Here is a 19,874-nt window from a genome sequence, read left to right on the forward strand (position 1 = left end):
GGATGAGGGACACTGGTCCAGGCACCGGGGATCGAAAGGGGTGGGACGTTGGCGACGATCGTCCTCGTACACGGCATCGCGCAGGAGCAGGAATCGGCCGACACGCTGGAGGCGCGCTGGCTGCCGGGGCTCGCGGGAGGCGTCCGCAACCACGGCGCACCGGAATTGGCGGATCGCTTGTGGCGCAACGGCACTCCCGGCGACTTGTCCACCCGCATGGCGTTCTACGGCGATCGGTTCCTGATCGAGGGCGCGCAGGGCACGGGTACCGAACTCGACGACGCCCAACTGGACCTGATGGAACAACTCGCGGCCGCATGGCTCGCCACGGCCGTGGACCACGCCGGTGATCAGCGCGACCGGGCGACGGCCCGCCGCCTCGGCACCCCGCCACCGCCGGACGCGGTCGCGCAGGGAACTCGAGCGCGGCTGCGGCCCGCTCTGAACGCGCTGATGCGATTGCGCTGGTTCGCGCCGTTCGGATTCGGACTGGCGCAGAAGTTCGTCATCGCGGCGCTGTCCCAGGTCGCACGCTATTTCACCGACGACGAGCTGCGGGAGTACGCCCAGCGGCAGGTGCTCGACCAGATCGGCCCGGACACGCGGCTGGTGATCGCGCACTCGCTCGGCAGCGTGGTCGCCTACGAAGCGCTGCACCGCACCGACCACCCCGTGGCCCTGCTGACCATGGGCTCGCCGCTCGGCCTGCGTTCCGTCGTGTACGACCGGCTGCGGCCGCAGCCGAGCGCCGTGCCGAAGGCGGTGACGAACTGGCACAACCTGGTGGACGAGGACGATCTCGTCGCGGCGCACCTCGACCTCGCACCGTTCTTCCCGCCGTGTCCCGGCGGCGCCGTCGTTCCGGTCACCGAGCCGCACTTCGACAACGGCGCGTCACCGCACGACTCCACCAGTTATCTCGTCAAGTCGGTCACCGGCGGCATCGTCGCGAAAGCGCTCGGCCACTAGCGTCCTACCGGACACCTTGGGACAGATGGACTTTCGCGTCCTCGTAGGTTCCTTCCTGCGCGGCGTCATCCCTGGTGTAGACCAGATGCAACACGCCGGTGCCGAAGGTCGCCGAGGACAGCAGGCGCAGCGCGACGGTGGGCGCGCCGTCCTGGAAAAGGCGCTCGCCCTTGCCGACCGCGATCGGATGCACCAGCAGATGCAGCTCGTCCAGCAGCCCGGCGGCCAGCAATTGACGGACGACCGAGACCGAGCCGCTCATGCCGATGTCCCCGCCCGGCTCGGCCTTCAACGCCGTCACCGCCTCGATCAGGTCGCCGTCGATCACTTCGGAATTGCGCCAATCGAATTCGAGCTTCTGCCGCGTCACCACGATTTTGCGCGCATCGCCCAGTTTCGTCGCGAACGCCGCGTCCGGGCCGCCCGCCGCTTCGCGCTCGGGCCACGCGCCCGCGAAGCTCTCGTAGGTCTTGCGGCCGAGCAACAGGGTGTCGGCGGCGCCGAGCTGGGCGTCCACGGCCGCGCCCATGGCGTCGTCGAAGTAGGGGAAATGCCAGTCCTGCGGGTCTTCGACGACGCCGTCGACGGAGATGAACAGACCGGCGGTGATCTTCCTCATGTGCGTTGCTCCCGGATCGTGTTACGAGGGTGTCGCTTGATCCGACGGGACGACGCGCGGGAACTCATCGGTCGGCCCGAACACTCGTGCCGCGGCTAACGGTTGGCGCCGGAGCCGTGGAACGCCGCACGATAGCTGTGCGGGCTCGTCCCGACCACCCGCTTGAAGCGGTCACGGAACGCGGTCGGCGACCCGAAGCCGACCTGGCCCGCGATCCGATCGACCGGGTGGCTGGTGGCTTCGAGCAGATGCTGGGCCTGCCGGATGCGCGCGCGCAGCAGCCACTGCAGTGGCGTGGTTCCGGTGTGTTCGCGAAACCGCCGGTTGAGTGTGCGGGTGCTCATGCCGGCCTCGGCGGCGATGTCGTCGAGGGTGAGGTCGCGCGCGGAGTTGTCCTGGATCCAGCGCAGCACCGGCTCCAGCGTGGAGCCGCGCGGCGTCGGCGGCTGATCGTGCACGATGAACTGCGCCTGTCCGCCTTCGCGCTCCAGCGGCACGACCGACTTCCTGGCCGCGTCGGCCGCGACCGCCGAACCGTAGTCGCGGCGGACCAGGTGCAGGCACAGATCGATGCCCGCCGCGGCGCCCGCCGAGGTGAGCAGCGAGCCGTTGTCCACGTACAGCACGCCGGGGTCCACCTCGATGTCCGGGTAGCGGGCGGCCAGTTCGGCGGCGGCGAGCCAGTGCGTGGTCGCGCGGCGCCCGTTCAGCAATCCGGTCGCCGCCAGGATGAAGGCGCCGGAACAGATCGACGCGATGCGGGTGCCCGCGGCGGCCGCTTGGCGTAGCGCGTCGATCACCTCGTCCGGCACCGGCAGGCCCACATCGGCGCAGCCGGGCAGCACGATCGTGTCGGCCTCAGCCAACGCATCGAGACCACGCGAAGCCCGCAGCGTGAACACGCCCGCGTCGACCGTCGGCTCGCACGCGCAGACCAGCACGCGGTAGGCGGGGCGGCCGTCGGGCAGACAGGTGCGTCCGAACACCTCCACCGGTGTGGCGAGATCGAACGAGATCACCTGGTCCAGCGCGAGGACGACCACGGTGTGCATGGCAATAGTGTAGTTGGCCGGTCGATTCCAGCCACTGCCGGTCAACTGCGCGTTGTACGAACTCAGCAGTTCAGCACGGATGGCGAGAATCAGTCGATATGTGGCACTTTCGCCAATTCCTCGCGTCCCTGCCACTGGCTAGTCTCGACCGCCGTGACGAAGTTCCTGCTCTCGGTCCACGTGCTCGCCGTGATCATCGCCGTCGGACCGGTGACGGTGGCTGCCAGCATGTTTCCCGCCACCACCCGCCGTGCCCTGGCCCCGTCCGTGGCCGACCACAGCCCCGCCGTCCTCGGCACGTTGCACCGCATATGCCGGGTCTACGCGGCGCTCGGCGTGCTCGTCCCGGTGTTCGGCGCACTCACCGCTCTGAGTCTCGGCGTGCTCGGCGACGCCTGGCTGATCGTGTCGATCGGGTTGACCACGGCCGCCGCGGGCGTGCTCGCGCTGCTCGTGCTGCCGGGACAGCAGAAGATCCTGGCCGACCTCACCGGGACCACCCCGGCGCTGATCCGTCGTCTCGCCATGGACACCGGGGTCTTCAACCTGCTGTGGGCGGTGGTCACCGTTCTGATGATCGTGCGGCCGGGTTCGACGACCGGAGCATGACGCTCAGTCGGGCAGGTGGCGGACTTCCATCGACAGGTCGCGGACGATCATGATCGGGCACGCCACCGACAGCAGCAGCGCCTGACTGGTCGAGCCGAGCAACATGCCGGCGAACCCACCCCTGCCCCGGCTACCGACCACGAGCAACTGGGCCTGCCCGGACCGTTCGAGCAGGCAGCGCTCGGGCCGGTCGGTCACGATCTCGCGGCGGATCTCGACATCGGGGAAGCGCTCCTGCCATCCGGCGAGGCTCTCCGCGAGCACGATCTGTTTTTCGGTGTCCACCGCGAGTTCGGCGCTCACCGACGGCACTTCGACGCCGGTCCACACGTGCAGGGCCAGCAAGGGCGCATCCCGAGCCGAGGCCTCGTGCAGCGCCGCTTCGATGGCGGGTTCGCTGATCTCCGTGCCGTCCACGCCGACCAGGATCAGCTGCTTCCTGGCCTCCTCGGTGAGCGGCGCGCCCTCCCGGACCACGACCAGCGGGCAACGCGCCCGGCGCGCGAGCGCCGCGCTGACCGAGCCGAGCAGCGCGCGCCGCACGGTCCCGCGTTCGCGGGTGCCGACCACCATCATCCGTGCTTCCCGGGTGCGGTCCAGCAGTGCAGGACCGACCGGCTCGTACACCATCTCGGTGGCGATCTCGATGTCGTGCAGCGCTCGCACTGCGATCCGCGCCTCCTCGGTCGCGGTGTCGAGCACCCAGCGCCCGTGCCCCTCCAACCGCGTGTAGTCGGTGCTGGTGAGCGGTTCGGTGACGCCGGGCCCGTAATCGGCGACCGGGTCGAGCACGTGCACCAGGCGCAGGGGCGCCTGGTGCTGCGCGGCGGCCTGCGCGCCCCACGCGACCGCCGCCGACGATCCGGCGGAGCCGTCCACACCGACCACGATCGGCCCGTTGCTTCGCATGCTCAGTTCCTTTCCTGACGAAAAGATCGAGCTCGGCATCGCCGGTTCCGGCCCTACCGGCGCGGCGGACCGGTCACCCGCCGCTGACGATGCACGCATACCCCACGTGGACGCCTTCACCGACGCGGAGGTCGATACTCGCCACATACGGCGGGTACGGCTCCTGTACCGCGCTGACGGTGTGCAAGCCCGGGGTGGCGGGCACCCAGTCGATCAGTGCGACGCCGCCGGACGGCCGCACCACGCCGAACGGAACGCCGTTGTCGTAGAACGTCACCGGCGCGACGGTGTCGGTCACCGTGGCTCGCGCGGTGTGGGTGCAGCCCGTCCCGTAGTTCGTCGCCAAACCGAAGTTGATGCCGGGATACATCCCTACCTGGGTGACCGTGGCTCCGGCCGGAGAAGGACAAGCCAGCGCGAGTGCCGCGCCTGTTCCGATCGCCGCCGCTGTCGCGGCAACTCCTTTTCGCATGCGAGGTGGTCCTATCGGTCGTGAGTCGCTCTTCGTCGAACGGACGCCGGCCGCGCACCGGCGCGATAACTAGATAGTCACTCCCCCACGGCTTCGACGGGGGCAAACCGCGGAATATCGATCAGATGCCTTACCGACCGGCGGTCGTGTCGTACCGGCGTGGTTGTGTGTCCGGAGGTCTTGCCGAGATGGAGGTGTGGCGTGGTCGCGATCGACTTCGAGCGGATGGTGCGCGGCGCGAGGCCGGTATCGGTCTGGCGATCGGTCGCCGCCCATGGGCTCGGTGGCGTCCCGCCGACGGCGCTGGTGCTGACGGGCATCGTCAGCGTGCAGGTGGGCGCGGCGGTGGCGAAGCAGCTGTTCGCCGCGACCGGCGCGGCCGGGGCGGTCACGCTGCGGCTGGTCTTCGCCGGCATCGTCCTGCTGGTGATCTGGCGCTCGTCGCTGCGGGTGGCGCGTCGTGCGCTGCCGGTGGTGCTCGGTTACGGCGCGGTGCTCGCGCTGATGAACCTCTCGTTCTACGAGGCGATCGACCGGATTCCGCTGGGCATGGCGGTGACCATCGAATTTCTCGGACCGCTGAGCGTCGCGCTGGCCGGATCACGCCGCTGGATCGACCCGCTGTGGGCGGTGCTGGCCGGGGCCGGAGTGCTACTGCTGACCAGGGCGGACGGCGAGGTGAACTGGACCGGGGTGCTGTTCGCGCTGGCCGCGGCGGCGTGCTGGGCCTGCTACATCCTGCTGAGTGCCGCGCTCGGCGAACAGACCAGCGGCGGCGGCGGTCTGGCGCTGGCCATGGCGTTCGGCGGGCTGATCATGCTGCCGGTCGGCGTCCTCGACGCGGGCGCGGCGCTGGTGCAACCCGGCGTGCTCGCGGCCGGATTCGCGGTGGCGATGCTGTCGTCGGTGCTGCCGTATTCGGTGGAGCTGGAAGCGCTGCGGCGCATCCCGCCGCGCGTCTTCGGCGTGCTGATGAGCCTGGAGCCCGCGGTCGCCGCGATCGCGGGCCTGCTCGTCCTCGGTCAGATCATGAATCTCGGACAGTGGGCGGGCGTGGCGTGCGTGGTCGCGGCGTCGGCCGGGGCGACGCGCACCGAAGCGAAGGATTGACGCGCGGATCGCAGCTCAGCGGGTTTGCCGAGAGGTATCCGGGTGCCCGGCGGCGCGCTGCTCATCGGCTGCCGTGGCGGGGTTGTCCGCGATCAGGCTGCCGAGCAGCGCCAGCGACCGTTCCGAGGACGATCCCGGCTCCGCGTGGTAGGCGATGAGCATCTGCCCCGGCGCGCCGTTCACGCTGAACGTCTCGTAGGACAAGGTCAAGTTCCCGACCATGGGGTTGCGGAATGCCTTGACGCCCGCGGTCTTCACCCGGACGTCGTGGCGCGCCCACAGTTGCCGGAACTCCTCGCTCTTCAGCGACAGCTCACCGACCAGCTCGGTCAATCGCGGATCGTCCAGGTCCGCGCCCGCGGTCGCCCGCAGGCTGGCGACGGTGTCGGCGGCGATGGTCGGCCAATCCAGGTAGAGGTCGTGTGCCTCGGGATCGAGAAAGACCATGCGCACCTGATTGACCCCGGGAACGGAACACGAATTGACGGCCGCGGCCAGCGGGTTCGCCGCGAGAACGTCCAGGTATCTGCCCAGCACCAGGGCGGGAGTGTGCGGCCACGCGTTCATCAAGCGCAGCAGGCCGGGCGCGACGCGTTCGGGCCGCCGCGGGGCACGCTGGCGCTTGGCGGTCGGCCGGGCCAGCTCGCGCAGGTGCGCCGTGCCCTCCTCGTCCAGCGCGAACACCCGGGCGAGCGACGCGATGACCTGTTCGGAGGGGTGCCGGTCGCGCCCTTGCTCCAGTCGCACGTAATAGTCGGCGCTCACCCCGGCCAGCAGGGCGATCTCCTCACGGCGCAAGCCCGCGACCCGCCGCTGGCCGCCGCCGGGGAGGCCGAAATCCTCCGGTCGCACCAGTTCGCGGCGCGCGCGGAGGAAGGCGCCCAGTCGATTGTCGGAGTCCATGACCCGAGCGTAGGGCAGGCGACCGGCGCCTGGGTGGCCCTGCGACTCCCAGGAAGTCCGCAGCCTGTCAGGTGCGCGCGCGGGGCCGGAAGGTAGTGGACATGACGAACAACAACCTCACCGGCCGCGTCGCGGTCGTCACCGGAGCATCGAGTGGAATCGGAGCCGCCACCGCGCGGCGGCTCGCGCAGGGCGGCGCCAAGGTCGCGTTGCTGGGCAGGCGCAAGGATCGCATCGAGGAACTCGCCGCCGAACTCGGCGCGGACGCCATCGCGGTGGCCGCCGACGTTGCCGACCAGCAGTCCGTACGGGATGCCGCCGCCACGGTGCGCGCGGCGTTCGGGCCCGTCGACCTGGTCGTCGCGAACGCGGGCGTCATGCTCGCCGCGCCGTTCGAATCCGCGCTCACCGACGAGTGGGACCAGATGGTCGGCACCAATGTCACCGGGCTGCTCTACACCGGGCGGGCGTTCATCGAGGACCTGCTCGCCGCCGCGAGCGAAGGCAAGCGCGCGGACCTGGTGCTGGTCGGCTCGATCGGCGGGCACACGGTCTTCCCGAACTACGCCGTCTACACCGCGACCAAGGCCGCGGTCGCGCACCTGACCCGCAATCTGCGCGCCGAGTTCGGGCCGCGCGGCGTGCGAGTCAAGAACATCGAACCCGGCTTCGTCGGCACCGAACTCGGCGATGGCATGCAGGACGAGCAGCAGCGCGCCGGGCTGGAGCAATGGCGCACCGCGATCAAGATCCTGGAACCCGGCGATATCGCCGACGCGATCGCCTACGCCGTCGACGTTCCCGAGCACGTCAACATCGCCGAGCTCGTCGTCGTGCCGACCCAGCAGGGCTGATCACCGACGCGTTCGCTGTCACCGTCCTGCGGATGACGGAGGTCGCCCCGGTGCTGCGCCACGCCAGGTCCGACGACGCCTCGGCAATCGCCGATCCGGTACTCGGCCTGCGGGACGCGCGTCGGGGCCACAGCCACGGCACTCTCCTGACCGCGCGTTCGCGCGATCTGTTCGGCCTCCGCACTCCGAGCGCGTCCGGGACACCGTCGCCGCCGCCCTGGACGGCGCGATGGCGGACTCGTCATGACGACGTCGACCGGGTGGACGCCGCCGACCGGGCGCGACCTCGCTAGTCGAGGTCCGCCCACCCTGGCCACGGTCGCATGCCCTCGTCGCCGCGGATGTAGGCGAGGCGGCGCAGCGCCTGCCGCTGATAGGCGGGGTCGCCGGTGGCGGCTCGCAACGACTGCAAGGCCATCCGGAACTCCTGGATGTCACGCAGCAGATAGAAGCCGTCCCAGCGCATCACGTCCCGGCCGTATCCGGCACAGAATTCGGCGTACTGCGCGGCGGTGATCTTGTTGGCGGTCCAGCAGTCGATCGCCGTATGCACCAGATCCCACTCCGGCGGGCCGATCACCGCCCGGCCCAATCCGACCAGAATCACGTCGCCGTCGTCGCCGACCACGACGCCGTCGTCCCCGCCCGCGCCTCGGACCACCGACCACGGCAGGCCCCGCGGCAGGGCCTTCCAGCGGCCACGCAGTTCCTCCAGATGTTTGCGCAGCCAGCGGCGGTCGTCCTCGGTCACCGTCCGCGCGGCGTCGATCTCGTCCTCCACCCGAGCCAAGGGCGACATCCGGCGTAGCTCGAAGCCGGGCAACGGCAGCCGATGCAACTGTCCCAGCGCCCTGGCGACATCACCGGGCGTACCGGGATGATGCGGCGGCAACTCCTGCCAGAAGGTCACCGGCCTGCTGTCCACCACGACCGGCTGGGGGATGTCCGGGGCGACCCGCGTGGCGGAAACCCCACAGGTCTCCAGCCATCGAGCGACGGCGACTTCCCGGGAAGCCGCCAGCTTCTGTCCCCGCCCACCGATCCGCACGACGATTCCGTCACGCAACCGGTAGACCCCCTTCGCGCTCACCGGCTCGGCATCGCTCGCATCGACACCGACACTCACACAGGCGGCGCGCAGCACCGACGGCGTGCCGTTGCCTGCGACATCCGCGGTCATGTCGACCCCCCGCACCCACTGTGGGGGCAAGAGCTCCGCATCTCGGCTTCGAGCATCATGGCAGCCATCCAGATACCGGGGGGCTAACACCCCATTTTCCCTGGTCAGTGGACATTAATCACAGAATTCCACCAGCTTCAGCAACCAAACAGAATCCGGCCGATTGGCCCGAATTACCCCAATTCGCGCACGCTCATCGAGCATGTGCCCCACGGTCACCGATCAGTTCCGCGAGCGCGCGCCGTCTACACCTACAGCCCGCACTTGTGAACACCGCCCGAGAGGACGACCGCCATGAGCACCACGGCACTGCCGCCCGTCACCGACACCGACACCTGGCAGCGCGAACTCGAAGCGCTTCGCGTCCGGGAGAAGGCCGCGACCAGGGAACTGGACGCGATCGCCGCCCAGCGCCGCCGCCTGCCGATGGTCGAGATGCCCGACTACACCCTCGAGGGCGAAGACGGGCCGGTCCGGCTGGTCGACCTCTTCGACGGCATGCGGCAACTGATCGTCTACCACCACATGTGGTTTCCCGGCGAGAAGTGGCAGTGCGGCGGCTGCACCGGATTCACGTCGCAGTTCACCCGCCTGGAGTTCCTGAACAACTACGACGCCAGGTTCGTCATCGTCACCCAAGGGCCGATCGAGGAGGCACTCGCCTACAAGCGGCACGTCGGAAACAGGATGACCTGGTATTCCACGGCCAACAGCTCCTTCGGCGCCGACGTCGGCGCACCGCCCGGCGGAGGATTCGCGGTCAACGTCTTCCTCCGCGACGGCGACACCGTCTACCGCACCTGGCACACCACCGGCCGCGGCACCGAACAACTCAGCCACTCCTTCGCCCTGATCGACCTGCTCCCCTACGGCCGCCAAGAGGAATGGCAGGACTCCCCCGAAGGCTGGCCCCAATCCCCCACCTACAGCCGATGGAGCAGCTCCCAGGACATCGCCGCGGCGTACGGCGATCCGAACTCGTGAAAGAAGGCCGGCTTACGCCACGTCCGGCGGTCGGTCGTATGCGTCGATAGCCGCCTTGGACGTCGAGGAGTCCTGCAACACCAGCTCCCACGGACCGGAGTTGATCTCGAAACTCTTGCCGAACCCCACCCACTTGCCGGCCATCCGCGCGCCGGTCAGCTCGATCAACAACTGGATCGCCCCGTGGTAGTAGGCGCCGCGGTAGTAACCATCCTGGGCGGTGTGCTCACGCCATGTGCCCGTAGCCACGTGACCGTCGACGGTGAGGTCCATCTCCATCGACGACTGCGCCGAGTTCGGCAGGCTGCGAACCGTCAGGCGGTTGTCGTGCTGTAGCACCACCACGTGATGTACGGCCGTGAACGTCGCGTCTCGGCCGGACGAGTAGTACTCGTAGCGGCTCAGCCAGATCCCCGAATAGTTGCCGGGCGTCCGCGGGCGCCGGGCGGCGGTGAACTGCTCGGGCGAGACTTCACCGATAGCCGAGTCGACCACGGTCCCGTCCTCGCCACCGGACAGGCTGCGGCCGGCCATCACGGCACCGAATCCAAGCGATTCGATCGGCAGCCGCATCACCTTCTCGAGTGCCCGCGCGTGCGACGGCCGAGGGTTGGCGGTGAGCCCTGATTCCCAGCGCTGCACAAGGCGTTTGGTGGCGCTGGCGCATCCCGCTTCGCGGAGCGCCCGCGCTAGGTCGTCCTGGCTCATCAGACGCGCGTTCCGGGCCGCGCGGAGAGCCGTGTTAGGTGCGGAAGCCATGTCGCCACCGTAACGCTTTGACGCCTAAATGTCGCCTTGAATAGACGCGGATTGACGCCGATTCCGTCATCGCACGGACACGACCTGTCGACCGACTCTGAACGTGGCCCCGGCGTCGGGTTCGAGTTCCGACCTCCCCGGCGTCGGGCGCCTGCCAACCCACACCACTATGCAAGGGGGTTTCGGAGTGACCGAGCTCGCAGTCACCCTTACTGTCATGGCCGCCGTCGGCGGCCTGCTGATCCTCGTGTTCTGGGTCCTGCCTTGGCTACTCGATCTCGGAGGCGATACAGACGAGCAGGTGCCGTTCCGTGAGGTCATGGACCGCATCGAGAGCGAGGACAAGCGGTGACGACTCGGCGTTCCTGGGTGCAGGACTACTGCGAGGACGGCAACATGCCCGCCGACGCGAAGCACGCGCGTGGCCTGCTGAAGATCCACACGAACTGCGAACCGCCGTGCCCAAGAAAGATGTCCGCTGAGCGATATCTCCGGGACAGTGGCGAGGGCAACGCAGACAAGGACGGGGCGAGCGAGGACAGCTAGCCCGACCCGTTACGTCCCGTAAGAGACCGACGCAGCGGCATGAAAAAGGCCCCTCACCTGCGAGGCAGGTGAGGGGCCTTGTCGTGGAGCTGCCGGGAATCGAACCCGGGTCCTCCGCCGCGTCTTCAGGGCTTCTCCGTGTGCAGTTCGCTGTGTCTCTACTCGGATCTCCGGGTCCCGCGAACAAGCCCGGATGACGATCCCAGTCGCTGTTCGATGTCCCGCCCTACTCCGCGACCGAGTAGGACGGTTAGCCCTCTAGCTGATGCCGGCACCGGAGCCGAGGGCATGCCCCGGGCCGACAGAGACGCTCTGCTGATCAGGCAGCGAGAGCGTACTCGCGCTGATTGGAATCGGCGCTTAATTGGTTGCAACGACGCTTACGGTGGTCTCTTGCCTGCACCGACACGCTTCCCCTGAATCAACGTACGCAGTCGAAACCGTTCAGCCCCGTACGTCCCGGCACCTTGCCGGGCTGTTCATGTTAACACCGGGGAGAGCCCGGATCATCCCGATATCCGGCGGTGGCGGTCGTCACGCTCGCGCGCGGTCCACGGAGGCGAATACCGCAGGTCAGATCCCCGGACACCCCCGGTCGGCGCGCCGATCGCCGGTGTCCGCGCGCCCGGACGCCCTACTTGCCACGCAGCCGGAGCGCAGATCCGGATACCGTCGGAAGTCCACCTCCGAATCGGCGGACCATCGTCCCGGCGGTGCCGCTCCGCGAGCACACGGGCCGACCGAAGCGCATGCCACGCGTCGGCCCCGATCCTTCCCGGATGCTGGTAGCCGATTCCCAAGGTCCGACGACCAACCCGACTTACACTGCACGAGCCGTACGATCGGCTCTGAGCAGCGGATCTCGATTTCAGACTAAGGAAACACTTTGGCAGTTCGCACCATTCGGGACAGGTTGCTGCGCCTGTCCGCCCTCACCGTGATCGCCGGACTCGTCCTGACCGGGTGTTCCGCCCTGCGCGACAAGTCCGCCCAAGGCGCCGAACCCGGGGTCACCTCCGATCCGTGTCCGAACGCGGTGGACTCGCGTAAAGGATGCATCTATCTCGGCGTGCTCTCCGATCTGACGAGTGGGCCGTTCGCCGCGCTGGGCAAGGACATTCACAACGGCCAGCTGGCGTTCTGGCGGGCGGTGAACGAAGCGGGCGGGATCGGCGGCAAGTACGAGGTGGACATCGCCACCTACACCGAGGACACGAACTACGATCTGCAGAAGCACGCCGAGGCCTACCGGAGAATCGAGCCGCATATCCTCGCGCTCTCGATGAGTCTCGGCACGGTGCAGACGCAGAAGGTACTTCCCGAGATGGACGCGGCGAACATGGTCGCCATTGCCGGAACCCTGTGGTCGGGCTGGCAATTCGAGAACAGTGACAAGGGTCTGCTGCTGGAGTCCGGCTACTCCTACTGCTCGGAGGCGATCATCGCGCTGGACTGGATCGCCGAGCACGACGCCAAGCCGAGTTCGATCGCCACCGTCAGCTACCAGGGCGACTACGGCGGCGACTACGCCACCGGCGCGAAGAAGTGGGCGTCGGCCAACCGGGTGGACCTGGTGGCACAGATCGACACCGAGCCGAACACCCAGATCGGCAATCAGGACGCCGCGGTCGCCAAGATCCTCAACAGCCGAGCGGACCTCGTGCTCCTGGCGACGGGACCCGCGGAAGCGGGCGAGATCATGGGGAAGGCGGCGCTGGCCGGTTTCCCCGGCAAGTTCCTCGGCTCGGGCCCGACCTGGAACGGCGGCCTCCTAAAAAGCCCCGCCGCCTCCGCGATCACCGCTCGCTACAACATGACCTCACCGCTGGACGGCTGGGACGGCACCAGCGCGGGCGCCAAGAAGGCCAGGGCTTCGGCGACCAGGGAACCGTCCACATGGGGCTATAGCGCAGGCTGGATGTTTTCGTATCCGATGAAAGCGCTGCTCACCCGGGCGGTCAACGAAGGCAAGCTGACCCGCAAGGGCGTCCGGCAGGCCGTGCACGGACTGCGTGTGGACTACGAGGGCGCGATTCCCGAACACACGTACGGCGCGGTCAAACCCGACCTCACCCGGCAGCGCGCCGTCATCGAAGCGCCCGATCAGACCGCGCCGCTGGGCGCGAAGACCCTGGCGCCCGACTATCACGGCCCGACTCAGGACCGCATCACCCTCAACGAGCCCTGCGTACAGCCGTAAGCGAGCGACATATGCCTGTTCACAGTAAATTTCGTCGGCTACTTCGTCTCGTGGCCGCTCCTCTCGCGCTCGGGCTGGTCCTGACCGGCGGCTGTTCGAGCTCCTCGCCCGGCGCCGCACCCGGCGTCACCCGGGAACCCTGCCCCCACGCGATCCAGCGGGACAAGGGCTGCATCTATCTCGGCGTTCTGTCGGACCTGAACAACGGCCCCTTCGCTCCGCTGGGAAAGTCCTTGCAGGAAGGGCAGATCGCGTTCTGGAACGAGGTGAACAAGCAGGGCGGCATCGGCGGATACGAGATCGACATCACGACCTACACCCGCGACACGGCCTACGATCCGCGCAGGCACGTCACGGAGTTCGAGAACATAGCCCCGCACGTGCTGGCGCTCGCGATGAGTTTCGGGACCGCGCAGACGCTCGCGGTGCTGCACGAGATGGACGAGGCGGACCTGGTGACCGGGGCCGGCACCCTCTGGTCGGGGTGGCAGTACCGCGCCACCGACCGTGATCTGGTGCTCGACGACGGCTTCTCCTACTGCACCGAAGCAGTGCTGGGCCTGGATTGGTTCGCGCAGAACTTCTACCAGCCGCGCACGCTCGGCGTGGTCGCCTATCGCGGGAACTACGGCGGTGATTACGCCAGCGGTGCGCTCAAGTGGGCGTTGGACAACGGCGCGACGATCACCGAGCGGATCGACACCGGGCCCAACACCGAAGTCGGCACGCAGGACTACCCGGTCGCCGAGATCATGGCCGACCCGCCCGACGTGGTCCTGCTGGCCACCGGTCCGGCCGAAACCGCCGAAATCGTCGGCAAACTCGCGAAATCCGGTTACACGGGCCGCTTCCTCGGATCCACCCCGACCTGGAACAGCGCGCTGCTCAAGACACCGGCCGCACCCGCGCTCACGGCCCTGTACAACTACACCTCGCCGTTCGACGGCTGGGACGGTGCGAGCACCGGAGCCCAGCGCGCCAGGAGCGCCGCGCCGAGCGAACCGACGAACTTCGGCTACAACCTGGGCTGGGCGATTTCGTATCCGATGAAGGCGCTGCTCACCAAGGCGGCCGAGACGGGCAGCCTGGACCGGCCGACCCTGCGCAAGACCCTCGCCGGGCTCACTGTCGATTCCGAAGGCATGGCTGCGCCGCAGGTCTATGGGCGCGACGAACCCGATGTCGCGGCGCAGCGAGCGGTGATCAACGTGCCCGACGCGTCCACGGCGCTGGGTTCGCGCACCGTGGTGGCCGACTACCGCAGCCCGACGCTGAAACGCATATCGATCCGGGAACCCTGCACCCGCTGATCCGCGCGGCCGGGACAGCTCTGTCAGCGGAACGGCTCCGGGCGACGGGACAGCTCCGGCGGCGGGACAGGTGCGGGCGACGGAAAAGCTCCGGCAGCGGGATAGCCCCGGGCAACGAAACAGCCCCGGGCAACGAAACAGCCCCGGGCAGCGGGACAGCAGCGGGCGACGGAAAGCTCCGGCAGCGGAACAGCCCCGAGCGACGGAACAGCCCCGCGCAGCGAAACGGCTCCGGGCAGCGGAACCGCTCCGGGCGACGGGGCGGCTGCGGGCAGCGGAACCGCTCCGGGCAGCGGGGCGGCTGCGGGCAGCCGGAACCGCTCCGGGCAGCGGGGCGGCTGCGGGCAGCCGGAACCGCTCCGGGCAGCGGGGCGGCTGCGGGCAGCGGAACCGCTCCGGGCAGCGGGACGGCCCTGGGCGGCGGGGGCTGGAACCCAGCCGGTTCTCCCTCGCTCGGGGCGGCCCAGCGCCCGTTGCCCCAGTCGTCTCCCGCTCGCTCAGCACATCCCGGCGGGCCGGTGAACTCAGGCCGCGGCGATGAGTGCGACCGCGACAAGGGCGAGGAGCAGGCCGAATTGCTGCTGCCGGTGGACCCGCTCGCCGAGCAGAACCATCGCCAGCAGCACGGTCACCGCCGGGTAGAGCGAGCCGATCACGCTCACCAGCGACAGCAGTGATCCGTGGAAGGCGTACAGCAGCGCCGCGTTGCTGATGACGTCCAGCGCGCTGATGTAGCAGGCCAGGCGGAGTGGTTCACCGCGCAACCGCCCGAACTCTCCCGCGGTGAGCGCGGTGAGCCAGACCACCGCGGTGGCCGCGAGCCGCTGCATGAGCAACGGCCACAGTCCCGAGTCCGACGCGGTCTCGTGGAAGAAGACGAACGCGAGACCGTACGCGGCGCCCGAACCGATGGTCAGCGCGGCTACCTTGCGAGTGAACCGTAGTTCGCGTCCGCCGGTGATCTCCTCCGTTACGTCGTCCGGCGATTCCCGGCTCACCAGCAGCACGGCGACCAGGGCGAACACGATGCCGGCGAAGGCGAGCGGACCGGGGCGCTCGCCGGTCGCCAGCCCGGCGAGCACCGGAATACCCGCGACCAGCACCGCCGTCAGCGGCGACACGACCGCCATCGGACCGTCGGCCAGCGCCGCGTAGAACCACCACACCGCGACGCCGCTCGCGACGCCCGCCGCCGTGCCCCACCACAGCGACGCCGCGTCCGGGCTGCCGGGCACGAACGGGAGCAACAGGAGAACCAGCAGCACCGAGAACGGATAGGTGTAGATGACGACACGCAGCGCGGTCACCCGCCGCGACGCCACACCGCCGTAGAAATCGCTCACGCCGTAGCCGACCGCGGCTACCAGCGCGAGCAGGACGGCGGTCACCGCATGCCTTTGACCCGCCGTCCTAGTTCGCGGGTGACCTCTCGCTCGGCGGTGCGCCGGGCCAGGTCCTGCCGCTTGTCGTAGTCCTGCTTGCCCTTGGCCAGCGCCAGTTCGACCTTCACCTTGCCGTCGGAGAAATACATCGACAGCGGCACCAGCGTCTGGTTGCCCTCTCGCGACTTGCCGACCAGCCGCTCGATCTCGCGCTTGTGCAGCAGCAGCTTGCGCACCCGGCGCGGCGAGTGGTTGGTCCAGGTGCCGTGGCTGAACTCGGGGATGTGCAGCCCACGCAACCACACCTCGCCGTTGTCCACCGTCGCGAAGGCGTCCACCAGTGAGGCCTTGCCCTCACGCAGGCTCTTCACCTCCGTGCCGACCAGCGCGATCCCGGCCTCGTAGGTGTCCAGGATCGTGTAGTTGTGCCGCGCCCGGCGGTTGGTCGCGATGACCTTGCGCCCCTTCTCCTTCATAACGGTCCACTTTAAGTGACCAGGCAACCGGATTATTCCCGCAGGTCGCGGACGCGCTAACCACCTTGATGCACTACGAGGTAGAGCGCGAGGACGGCGAGGAACGCTACGAGCAGCGCCACCGTCGACATTCGCGGCACCCCGGGGCGCTGCGGTGGCGGACTGCGGCGCAGCCACACGTTCTCGACCGCCGGATCGGTCCTGCTGCGCACATAAGGCGGCGTGTCCGGGGTCTCACCCCCCACCGAGCTGATGGAAAGGTCATCGCCGGCGTCACTGGAACCATCACCCGGTGCCATAGCCAGAACGGTAGCCGCCGCGACGGCGGCACGCCGCAAATCTCGCGCCGCGCAACACAGTTGGAACTCAGGCCAGACGCCGCCGGAACGCCTCGGCGGACGCGCCGGTCGCCGGATCGACCGTGTGCACGCCCAGGTCGACGCCGTCCTCGGTGAGTTCGAGCACCATGAAACCCAGCTCGTGGTAGTTCTCGAAGAGCGCACCGTGGCCCGCGCTCGCCGCGAGCCGCGGCTCCGCGCCCACCGTTTTCGCGGCCGCACCCGACACGATCTGCCTGGTTCCCTTCGACTCCGTGGTGGGTTCCAGCACTTGCAGCGAGTGATCGTGCCCGGACAGGATGAACTGGCAGCGCCCGATCACGTGGTCTTCGAAAAAGCGTTTCACGTGCACGCCGTTGATCGGTTCCAGCGAGAGACCCTCGTAGCGGCCCGCGTCCCCGTGCGGGCCGTTGTTGAGATACGGGTGGTGGGTGCAGGCGATCTTCCAGGTGGCGGGCGAGTCGGCGATGGCGTGATCGAGCCAGTCGCGCTGCTCGTTCATGAACTGGCCGTCGACCGCCCAGTACGGCGAGAAGACCGGCGGCACGTAGGCCGCCAGCGGGTTGACGTCGAGGACGAAGAACTCGACGACGGGGTCGCGCTCCGGAATCCGCACCGAGTAGTAGCGGCTCGGCATCCACCAGCGCTGGGAGTTCGCGTGGTATTCCACCTCGGCGTTGCCGCGCAGCAACCATCCGCCGTCACCGCCGAGAACCGAGCTGTTGTCGTGGTTGCCCAGCACCATCAGCCAGGGGAAGTCCAGTCCGGCGTTCGGGTTTTCGAACTTCTCGGTGAACTGGACGTCGACCGCGCTCTCGGGCCCGTGCTCGTAGATGTTGTCGCCGAGGCCCAAGGCCAGCGAGACGGGTTCGCGGCCGTGCAGCGCGCGCATGGCGTCGGCGACCGCCCACTGGGTGCGGGTGCCCGTGCCCGCGTCGCCGGTTACCAGCACTCGCACCCGGCGCTCGGCCGGGAAGGGGAACTTGGTGACGCCCTCGGCGACGGGTACCGCATGCGCGGGCGTGCGCCCGGCCAACGTGGTCCCGGCCGCGAGGGTGGCCGCACCGGCCAGGAACGTCCTGCGCCCGATCGTCTGGCTGCGGCTCACGCTGTCCTCCACGGTTTTCGGCGGCCCGGCTCGGCGGGCGTCCGCGCCGACCGGTGACCCGCGTGAGGGTAGCGGTTCATCCGGCGGCGAGCACTTCGAGCACCTGTTCGCCGTATTTCGCCAGTTTGTTCTCGCCGACACCGCTGACGCCGCCGAGCTGGGCGAGGCTCGCGGGCTTGCGTGCCGCGATCTCGCGCAAGGTGGCGTCGTGGAAGACGACGTAGGCGGGAACGCCCTGTTCCTTCGCGGTGGCCGCGCGCCATTCACGCAACTTCTCGAACAGCGGCAGGTCGGTGGGCGTCACCTCGACGGAGGCGGCCTTGGCGGCCTTCGCGGATCGTGCGGGCTTGGCCTGGCGTTCCGGCTCGCGGCGCAGCGGCACCTGCCGTCCCTCGAACAGCACCTCGCCGCTGGCCTCGGTGAGCGTCAGCACGCCGTAGTCGCCGTGGACGGCCAGCAGCCCATGGGCCAGCAGTTGCCGCACCACGCCGCGCCACTCCGTGTCCCGCAGGTCGGTGCCGACCCCGAACACCTTCAGCTCATGGTGGTCGTATTGCAGGACTTTGGGATTCTTCTTACCGAGCAGGATGTCCACGATGTGCCCCGCGCCGAAGCTCTGGCCGCGTTCCCGCTTCAGTCGAAGCACGGTGGACAACAGCTTCTGCGCGGCCACCGTGCCGTCCCAGGATTGCGGTGGCGACAGGCAGGTGTCGCAGTTGCCGCAGGGCAGACCGGGCTCGCCGAAGTAGGCGAGCAGTTGCGTGCGCCGGCAGCCGACCGTCTCACACAGCGCGAGCATCGCGTCCAGGTGCAATTGGAGCTGGCGGCGGTGGGCGGCGTCGCCCTCGGAGGAGTCGATCAATTTGCGCTGCTGCACCACGTCGTTCAGGCCGTAGACCATCCACGCCGTGGACGGCAGACCGTCGCGGCCCGCGCGCCCGGTCTCCTGGTAATAGCCCTCGACCGACTTGGGTAGGTCGAGATGGGCGACGAAGCGCACGTCGGGCTTGTCGATGCCCATGCCGAAGGCGATGGTCGCCACCACGACCAGTCCGTCCTCGCGGAGGAAGCGCGCCTGGTTCTCCGCGCGGGTGCGATGGTCGAGGCCCGCGTGGTAGGGCACCGCGGTGATGCCGTTCTCGGTGAGGAACGCCGCGGTCTTCTCCACCGAGTTGCGCGAGAGGCAGTAGACGATGCCCGCGTCGCCCGCGTGCTCGGTGCGGATGAATTCCAGCAGCTGACGCTCGGGACGGTTCTTCGGCTCGATCCGGTACTGGATGTTGGGGCGGTCGAAGCTGGACACGAACCGGCGGGCGGTGCCGAGGTCGAGCCGCTGAATGATCTCGTCGCGGGTCTTCTCGGTGGCGGTCGCGGTCAACGCGATCCGCGGGACGTCCGGCCATCGCTCGTGCAGCACCGAAAGGCCGAGGTAGTCGGGCCGGAAGTCGTGACCCCACTGGGAGACGCAGTGCGCCTCGTCGATGGCGAACAGCGCCACCTTGCCGCGATCGAGCAGTTGCGCGGTGGAGTCGAGGCGCAACCGTTCCGGGGCCAGGTACAGCAGATCCAATTCGCCCGCGACGAACTGCGCTTCGACGGTCCTGCGCTCGTCGGGGTACTGGGTGGAGTTGAGGAAGCCCGCGCGCACGCCGAGCGCGCTGAGCGCGTCCACCTGGTCCTGCATGAGGGCGATCAGCGGGGAGACGACCACACCGACGCCGGGGCGAACCAGAGCGGGGATCTGATAGCACAGCGACTTGCCGCCGCCGGTGGGCATGAGCACCAGCGCGTCACCGCCGTCGATCACGTGCCGCACGATCGCCTGCTGGTCGCCGCGGAAGCTGTCGTAACCGAAGACTCGGCGTAGCACCTCTTGCGCCGCAACGGATCCGGCGTCCGATCCGGACGCGACTTCGGTCGCTACAGCAGCGAAATCATCGGGGGGATTCACCCGGCCCATCCTACGAGCGCACCGGCAGGGCGGTACCCGCGTGATTCGGCGTTCGCCCTGCTCGGCCGCCGAGTTGTCCCCATGTGGACAACTGAGACCCTCGCTTTCCGCCGCAGCGCGCCGACCTGCCGTTTCCTCCGCTC

Annotated in this window: 22 protein-coding genes and 1 other RNA gene; 10 read left to right on the forward strand and 13 right to left on the reverse strand. The window is 68.9% G+C overall.

Annotation, left to right across the window (positions count from 1 at the left end):
• Window positions 1-48: 48 nt before the first annotated feature.
• Window positions 49-969: a hypothetical protein gene (locus tag NB3_RS06790; protein WP_067798081.1), complete on the forward strand. Its 921-nt coding sequence runs from the start codon at window positions 49-51 to the stop codon at window positions 967-969.
• 4 nt (window positions 970-973) lie between these two features.
• Here NB3_RS06790 and NB3_RS06795 read toward each other — a convergent pair whose 3' ends face one another.
• Window positions 974-1,588: a dihydrofolate reductase family protein gene (locus tag NB3_RS06795; protein WP_067798084.1), complete on the reverse strand. Its 615-nt coding sequence runs from the start codon at window positions 1,586-1,588 to the stop codon at window positions 974-976.
• A gap of 95 nt (window positions 1,589-1,683) precedes the next feature.
• Window positions 1,684-2,640 carry a GlxA family transcriptional regulator gene (locus tag NB3_RS06800; RefSeq protein WP_067798086.1) on the reverse strand — a complete coding sequence of 319 codons (957 nt, stop codon included), beginning with the start codon at window positions 2,638-2,640 and terminating at the stop codon, window positions 1,684-1,686.
• 153 nt (window positions 2,641-2,793) lie between these two features.
• On the opposite strand from NB3_RS06800, the gene NB3_RS06805 reads away from it, so the two are divergent.
• Window positions 2,794-3,249: a hypothetical protein gene (locus tag NB3_RS06805; protein WP_067798089.1), complete on the forward strand. Its 456-nt coding sequence runs from the start codon at window positions 2,794-2,796 to the stop codon at window positions 3,247-3,249.
• A gap of 3 nt (window positions 3,250-3,252) precedes the next feature.
• Here the strand turns inward: NB3_RS06805 and NB3_RS34820 are convergent, their stop codons facing one another.
• Window positions 3,253-4,158, reverse strand: a complete 906-nt coding sequence (locus tag NB3_RS34820; RefSeq protein WP_067798092.1) for a universal stress protein — start codon at window positions 4,156-4,158, stop codon at window positions 3,253-3,255.
• 73 nt (window positions 4,159-4,231) lie between these two features.
• A complete protein-coding gene (locus tag NB3_RS06815; protein WP_157111576.1) occupies window positions 4,232-4,630 on the reverse strand; it encodes a hypothetical protein in 399 nt (132 codons plus the stop codon).
• Window positions 4,631-4,831: 201 nt separating this feature from the next.
• Here NB3_RS06815 and NB3_RS06820 point away from each other — a divergent pair, with 201 nt between their 5' ends.
• A complete protein-coding gene (locus NB3_RS06820) occupies window positions 4,832-5,740 on the forward strand; it encodes an EamA family transporter (RefSeq protein WP_244891790.1) in 909 nt (302 codons plus the stop codon).
• Window positions 5,741-5,755: 15 nt separating this feature from the next.
• On the opposite strand, the gene NB3_RS06825 is transcribed toward NB3_RS06820, so the two are convergent.
• On the reverse strand, window positions 5,756-6,643 hold the full coding sequence (locus NB3_RS06825; RefSeq protein WP_067798097.1) for a helix-turn-helix transcriptional regulator: 888 nt from the start codon (window positions 6,641-6,643) through the stop codon (window positions 5,756-5,758).
• 101 nt (window positions 6,644-6,744) lie between these two features.
• Here NB3_RS06825 and NB3_RS06830 point away from each other — a divergent pair, with 101 nt between their 5' ends.
• Both NB3_RS06830 and NB3_RS06835 read left to right on the forward strand, forming a co-directional pair.
• The gene (locus tag NB3_RS06830; protein ID WP_067798495.1) at window positions 6,745-7,497 is read left to right on the forward strand and encodes an SDR family oxidoreductase; all 753 of its coding nucleotides are present in this window, start codon (window positions 6,745-6,747) and stop codon (window positions 7,495-7,497) included.
• Window positions 7,498-7,529: 32 nt separating this feature from the next.
• Window positions 7,530-7,790, forward strand: a complete 261-nt coding sequence (locus tag NB3_RS06835; RefSeq protein WP_067798100.1) for a hypothetical protein — start codon at window positions 7,530-7,532, stop codon at window positions 7,788-7,790.
• On the opposite strand, the gene NB3_RS06840 is transcribed toward NB3_RS06835, so the two are convergent.
• Window positions 7,787-8,677, reverse strand: a complete 891-nt coding sequence (locus tag NB3_RS06840) for a phosphotransferase (protein WP_067798103.1) — start codon at window positions 8,675-8,677, stop codon at window positions 7,787-7,789. The two genes, NB3_RS06835 and NB3_RS06840, sit on opposite strands and share 4 nt — an antisense overlap.
• Window positions 8,678-8,971: 294 nt before the next feature.
• On the opposite strand from NB3_RS06840, the gene NB3_RS06845 reads away from it, so the two are divergent.
• Window positions 8,972-9,661: a DUF899 domain-containing protein gene (locus tag NB3_RS06845; RefSeq protein WP_067798106.1), complete on the forward strand. Its 690-nt coding sequence runs from the start codon at window positions 8,972-8,974 to the stop codon at window positions 9,659-9,661.
• A gap of 12 nt (window positions 9,662-9,673) precedes the next feature.
• Here the strand turns inward: NB3_RS06845 and NB3_RS06850 are convergent, their stop codons facing one another.
• Window positions 9,674-10,420: a helix-turn-helix transcriptional regulator gene (locus NB3_RS06850; protein ID WP_067798109.1), complete on the reverse strand. Its 747-nt coding sequence runs from the start codon at window positions 10,418-10,420 to the stop codon at window positions 9,674-9,676.
• Between the two features lie 187 nt (window positions 10,421-10,607).
• Between NB3_RS06850 and NB3_RS34825 the strand changes: the two genes are divergently transcribed.
• On the forward strand, window positions 10,608-10,772 hold the full coding sequence (locus tag NB3_RS34825; protein WP_157111578.1) for a hypothetical protein: 165 nt from the start codon (window positions 10,608-10,610) through the stop codon (window positions 10,770-10,772).
• Window positions 10,769-10,966, forward strand: a complete 198-nt coding sequence (locus NB3_RS06855) for a hypothetical protein (RefSeq protein ID WP_067798111.1) — start codon at window positions 10,769-10,771, stop codon at window positions 10,964-10,966. Before NB3_RS34825 ends, NB3_RS06855 begins: the two co-directional genes overlap by 4 nt.
• Window positions 10,967-11,047: 81 nt before the next feature.
• Here NB3_RS06855 and ssrA read toward each other — a convergent pair.
• Window positions 11,048-11,418, reverse strand: a transfer-messenger RNA (tmRNA) gene (gene ssrA / locus NB3_RS06860).
• 434 nt (window positions 11,419-11,852) lie between these two features.
• Between ssrA and NB3_RS06865 the strand changes: the two genes are divergently transcribed.
• Complete coding sequence (locus NB3_RS06865) at window positions 11,853-13,166, forward strand: ABC transporter substrate-binding protein (protein WP_067798114.1); 1,314 nt, start codon at window positions 11,853-11,855, stop codon at window positions 13,164-13,166.
• 50 nt (window positions 13,167-13,216) lie between these two features.
• Window positions 13,217-14,476 carry an ABC transporter substrate-binding protein gene (locus NB3_RS06870; RefSeq protein WP_244891791.1) on the forward strand — a complete coding sequence of 420 codons (1,260 nt, stop codon included), beginning with the start codon at window positions 13,217-13,219 and terminating at the stop codon, window positions 14,474-14,476.
• Between the two features lie 524 nt (window positions 14,477-15,000).
• Here NB3_RS06870 and NB3_RS06875 read toward each other — a convergent pair.
• The 5 genes from NB3_RS06875 to recQ form a co-directional block, all read right to left on the reverse strand.
• Window positions 15,001-15,864 carry an EamA family transporter gene (locus NB3_RS06875; RefSeq protein ID WP_174553174.1) on the reverse strand — a complete coding sequence of 288 codons (864 nt, stop codon included), beginning with the start codon at window positions 15,862-15,864 and terminating at the stop codon, window positions 15,001-15,003.
• Window positions 15,861-16,334, reverse strand: a complete 474-nt coding sequence (smpB, locus tag NB3_RS06880) for an SsrA-binding protein SmpB (RefSeq protein WP_040781289.1) — start codon at window positions 16,332-16,334, stop codon at window positions 15,861-15,863. Before smpB ends, NB3_RS06875 begins: the two co-directional genes overlap by 4 nt.
• Before the next feature lie 56 nt (window positions 16,335-16,390).
• Window positions 16,391-16,633 carry a WLR motif membrane protein gene (locus tag NB3_RS06885; protein ID WP_067798120.1) on the reverse strand — a complete coding sequence of 81 codons (243 nt, stop codon included), beginning with the start codon at window positions 16,631-16,633 and terminating at the stop codon, window positions 16,391-16,393.
• A 67-nt stretch (window positions 16,634-16,700) separates the two neighbouring features.
• On the reverse strand, window positions 16,701-17,780 hold the full coding sequence (locus NB3_RS06890; protein WP_067798501.1) for a metallophosphoesterase: 1,080 nt from the start codon (window positions 17,778-17,780) through the stop codon (window positions 16,701-16,703).
• A 76-nt stretch (window positions 17,781-17,856) separates the two neighbouring features.
• Window positions 17,857-19,731 carry a DNA helicase RecQ gene (recQ, locus tag NB3_RS06895; protein WP_157111580.1) on the reverse strand — a complete coding sequence of 625 codons (1,875 nt, stop codon included), beginning with the start codon at window positions 19,729-19,731 and terminating at the stop codon, window positions 17,857-17,859.
• Between the last annotated feature and the right edge of the window lie 143 nt (window positions 19,732-19,874).

It is taken from the genome of Nocardia beijingensis NBRC 16342 (assembly GCF_001612785.1).
Taxonomy (GTDB): Bacteria; Actinomycetota; Actinomycetes; order Mycobacteriales; family Mycobacteriaceae; genus Nocardia; species Nocardia beijingensis.

Coding starts and splice junctions, on each gene's coding strand:
- NB3_RS06795 (WP_067798084.1), bottom strand. CDS start 1,588: ATGAGGAAGATCACCGCCGGTCTGTTCATCTCCGTCGACGGCGTCGTC.
- NB3_RS06800 (WP_067798086.1), bottom strand. CDS start 2,640: ATGCACACCGTGGTCGTCCTCGCGCTGGACCAGGTGATCTCGTTCGAT.
- NB3_RS34820 (WP_067798092.1), bottom strand. CDS start 4,158: ATGCGAAGCAACGGGCCGATCGTGGTCGGTGTGGACGGCTCCGCCGGA.
- NB3_RS06815 (WP_157111576.1), bottom strand. CDS start 4,630: ATGCGAAAAGGAGTTGCCGCGACAGCGGCGGCGATCGGAACAGGCGCG.
- NB3_RS06825 (WP_067798097.1), bottom strand. CDS start 6,643: ATGGACTCCGACAATCGACTGGGCGCCTTCCTCCGCGCGCGCCGCGAA.
- NB3_RS06830 (WP_067798495.1), top strand. CDS start 6,745: ATGACGAACAACAACCTCACCGGCCGCGTCGCGGTCGTCACCGGAGCA.
- NB3_RS06835 (WP_067798100.1), top strand. CDS start 7,530: ATGACGGAGGTCGCCCCGGTGCTGCGCCACGCCAGGTCCGACGACGCC.
- NB3_RS06840 (WP_067798103.1), bottom strand. CDS start 8,677: ATGACCGCGGATGTCGCAGGCAACGGCACGCCGTCGGTGCTGCGCGCC.
- NB3_RS06845 (WP_067798106.1), top strand. CDS start 8,972: ATGAGCACCACGGCACTGCCGCCCGTCACCGACACCGACACCTGGCAG.
- NB3_RS06850 (WP_067798109.1), bottom strand. CDS start 10,420: ATGGCTTCCGCACCTAACACGGCTCTCCGCGCGGCCCGGAACGCGCGT.
- smpB (WP_040781289.1), bottom strand. CDS start 16,334: ATGAAGGAGAAGGGGCGCAAGGTCATCGCGACCAACCGCCGGGCGCGG.
- NB3_RS06885 (WP_067798120.1), bottom strand. CDS start 16,633: ATGGCACCGGGTGATGGTTCCAGTGACGCCGGCGATGACCTTTCCATC.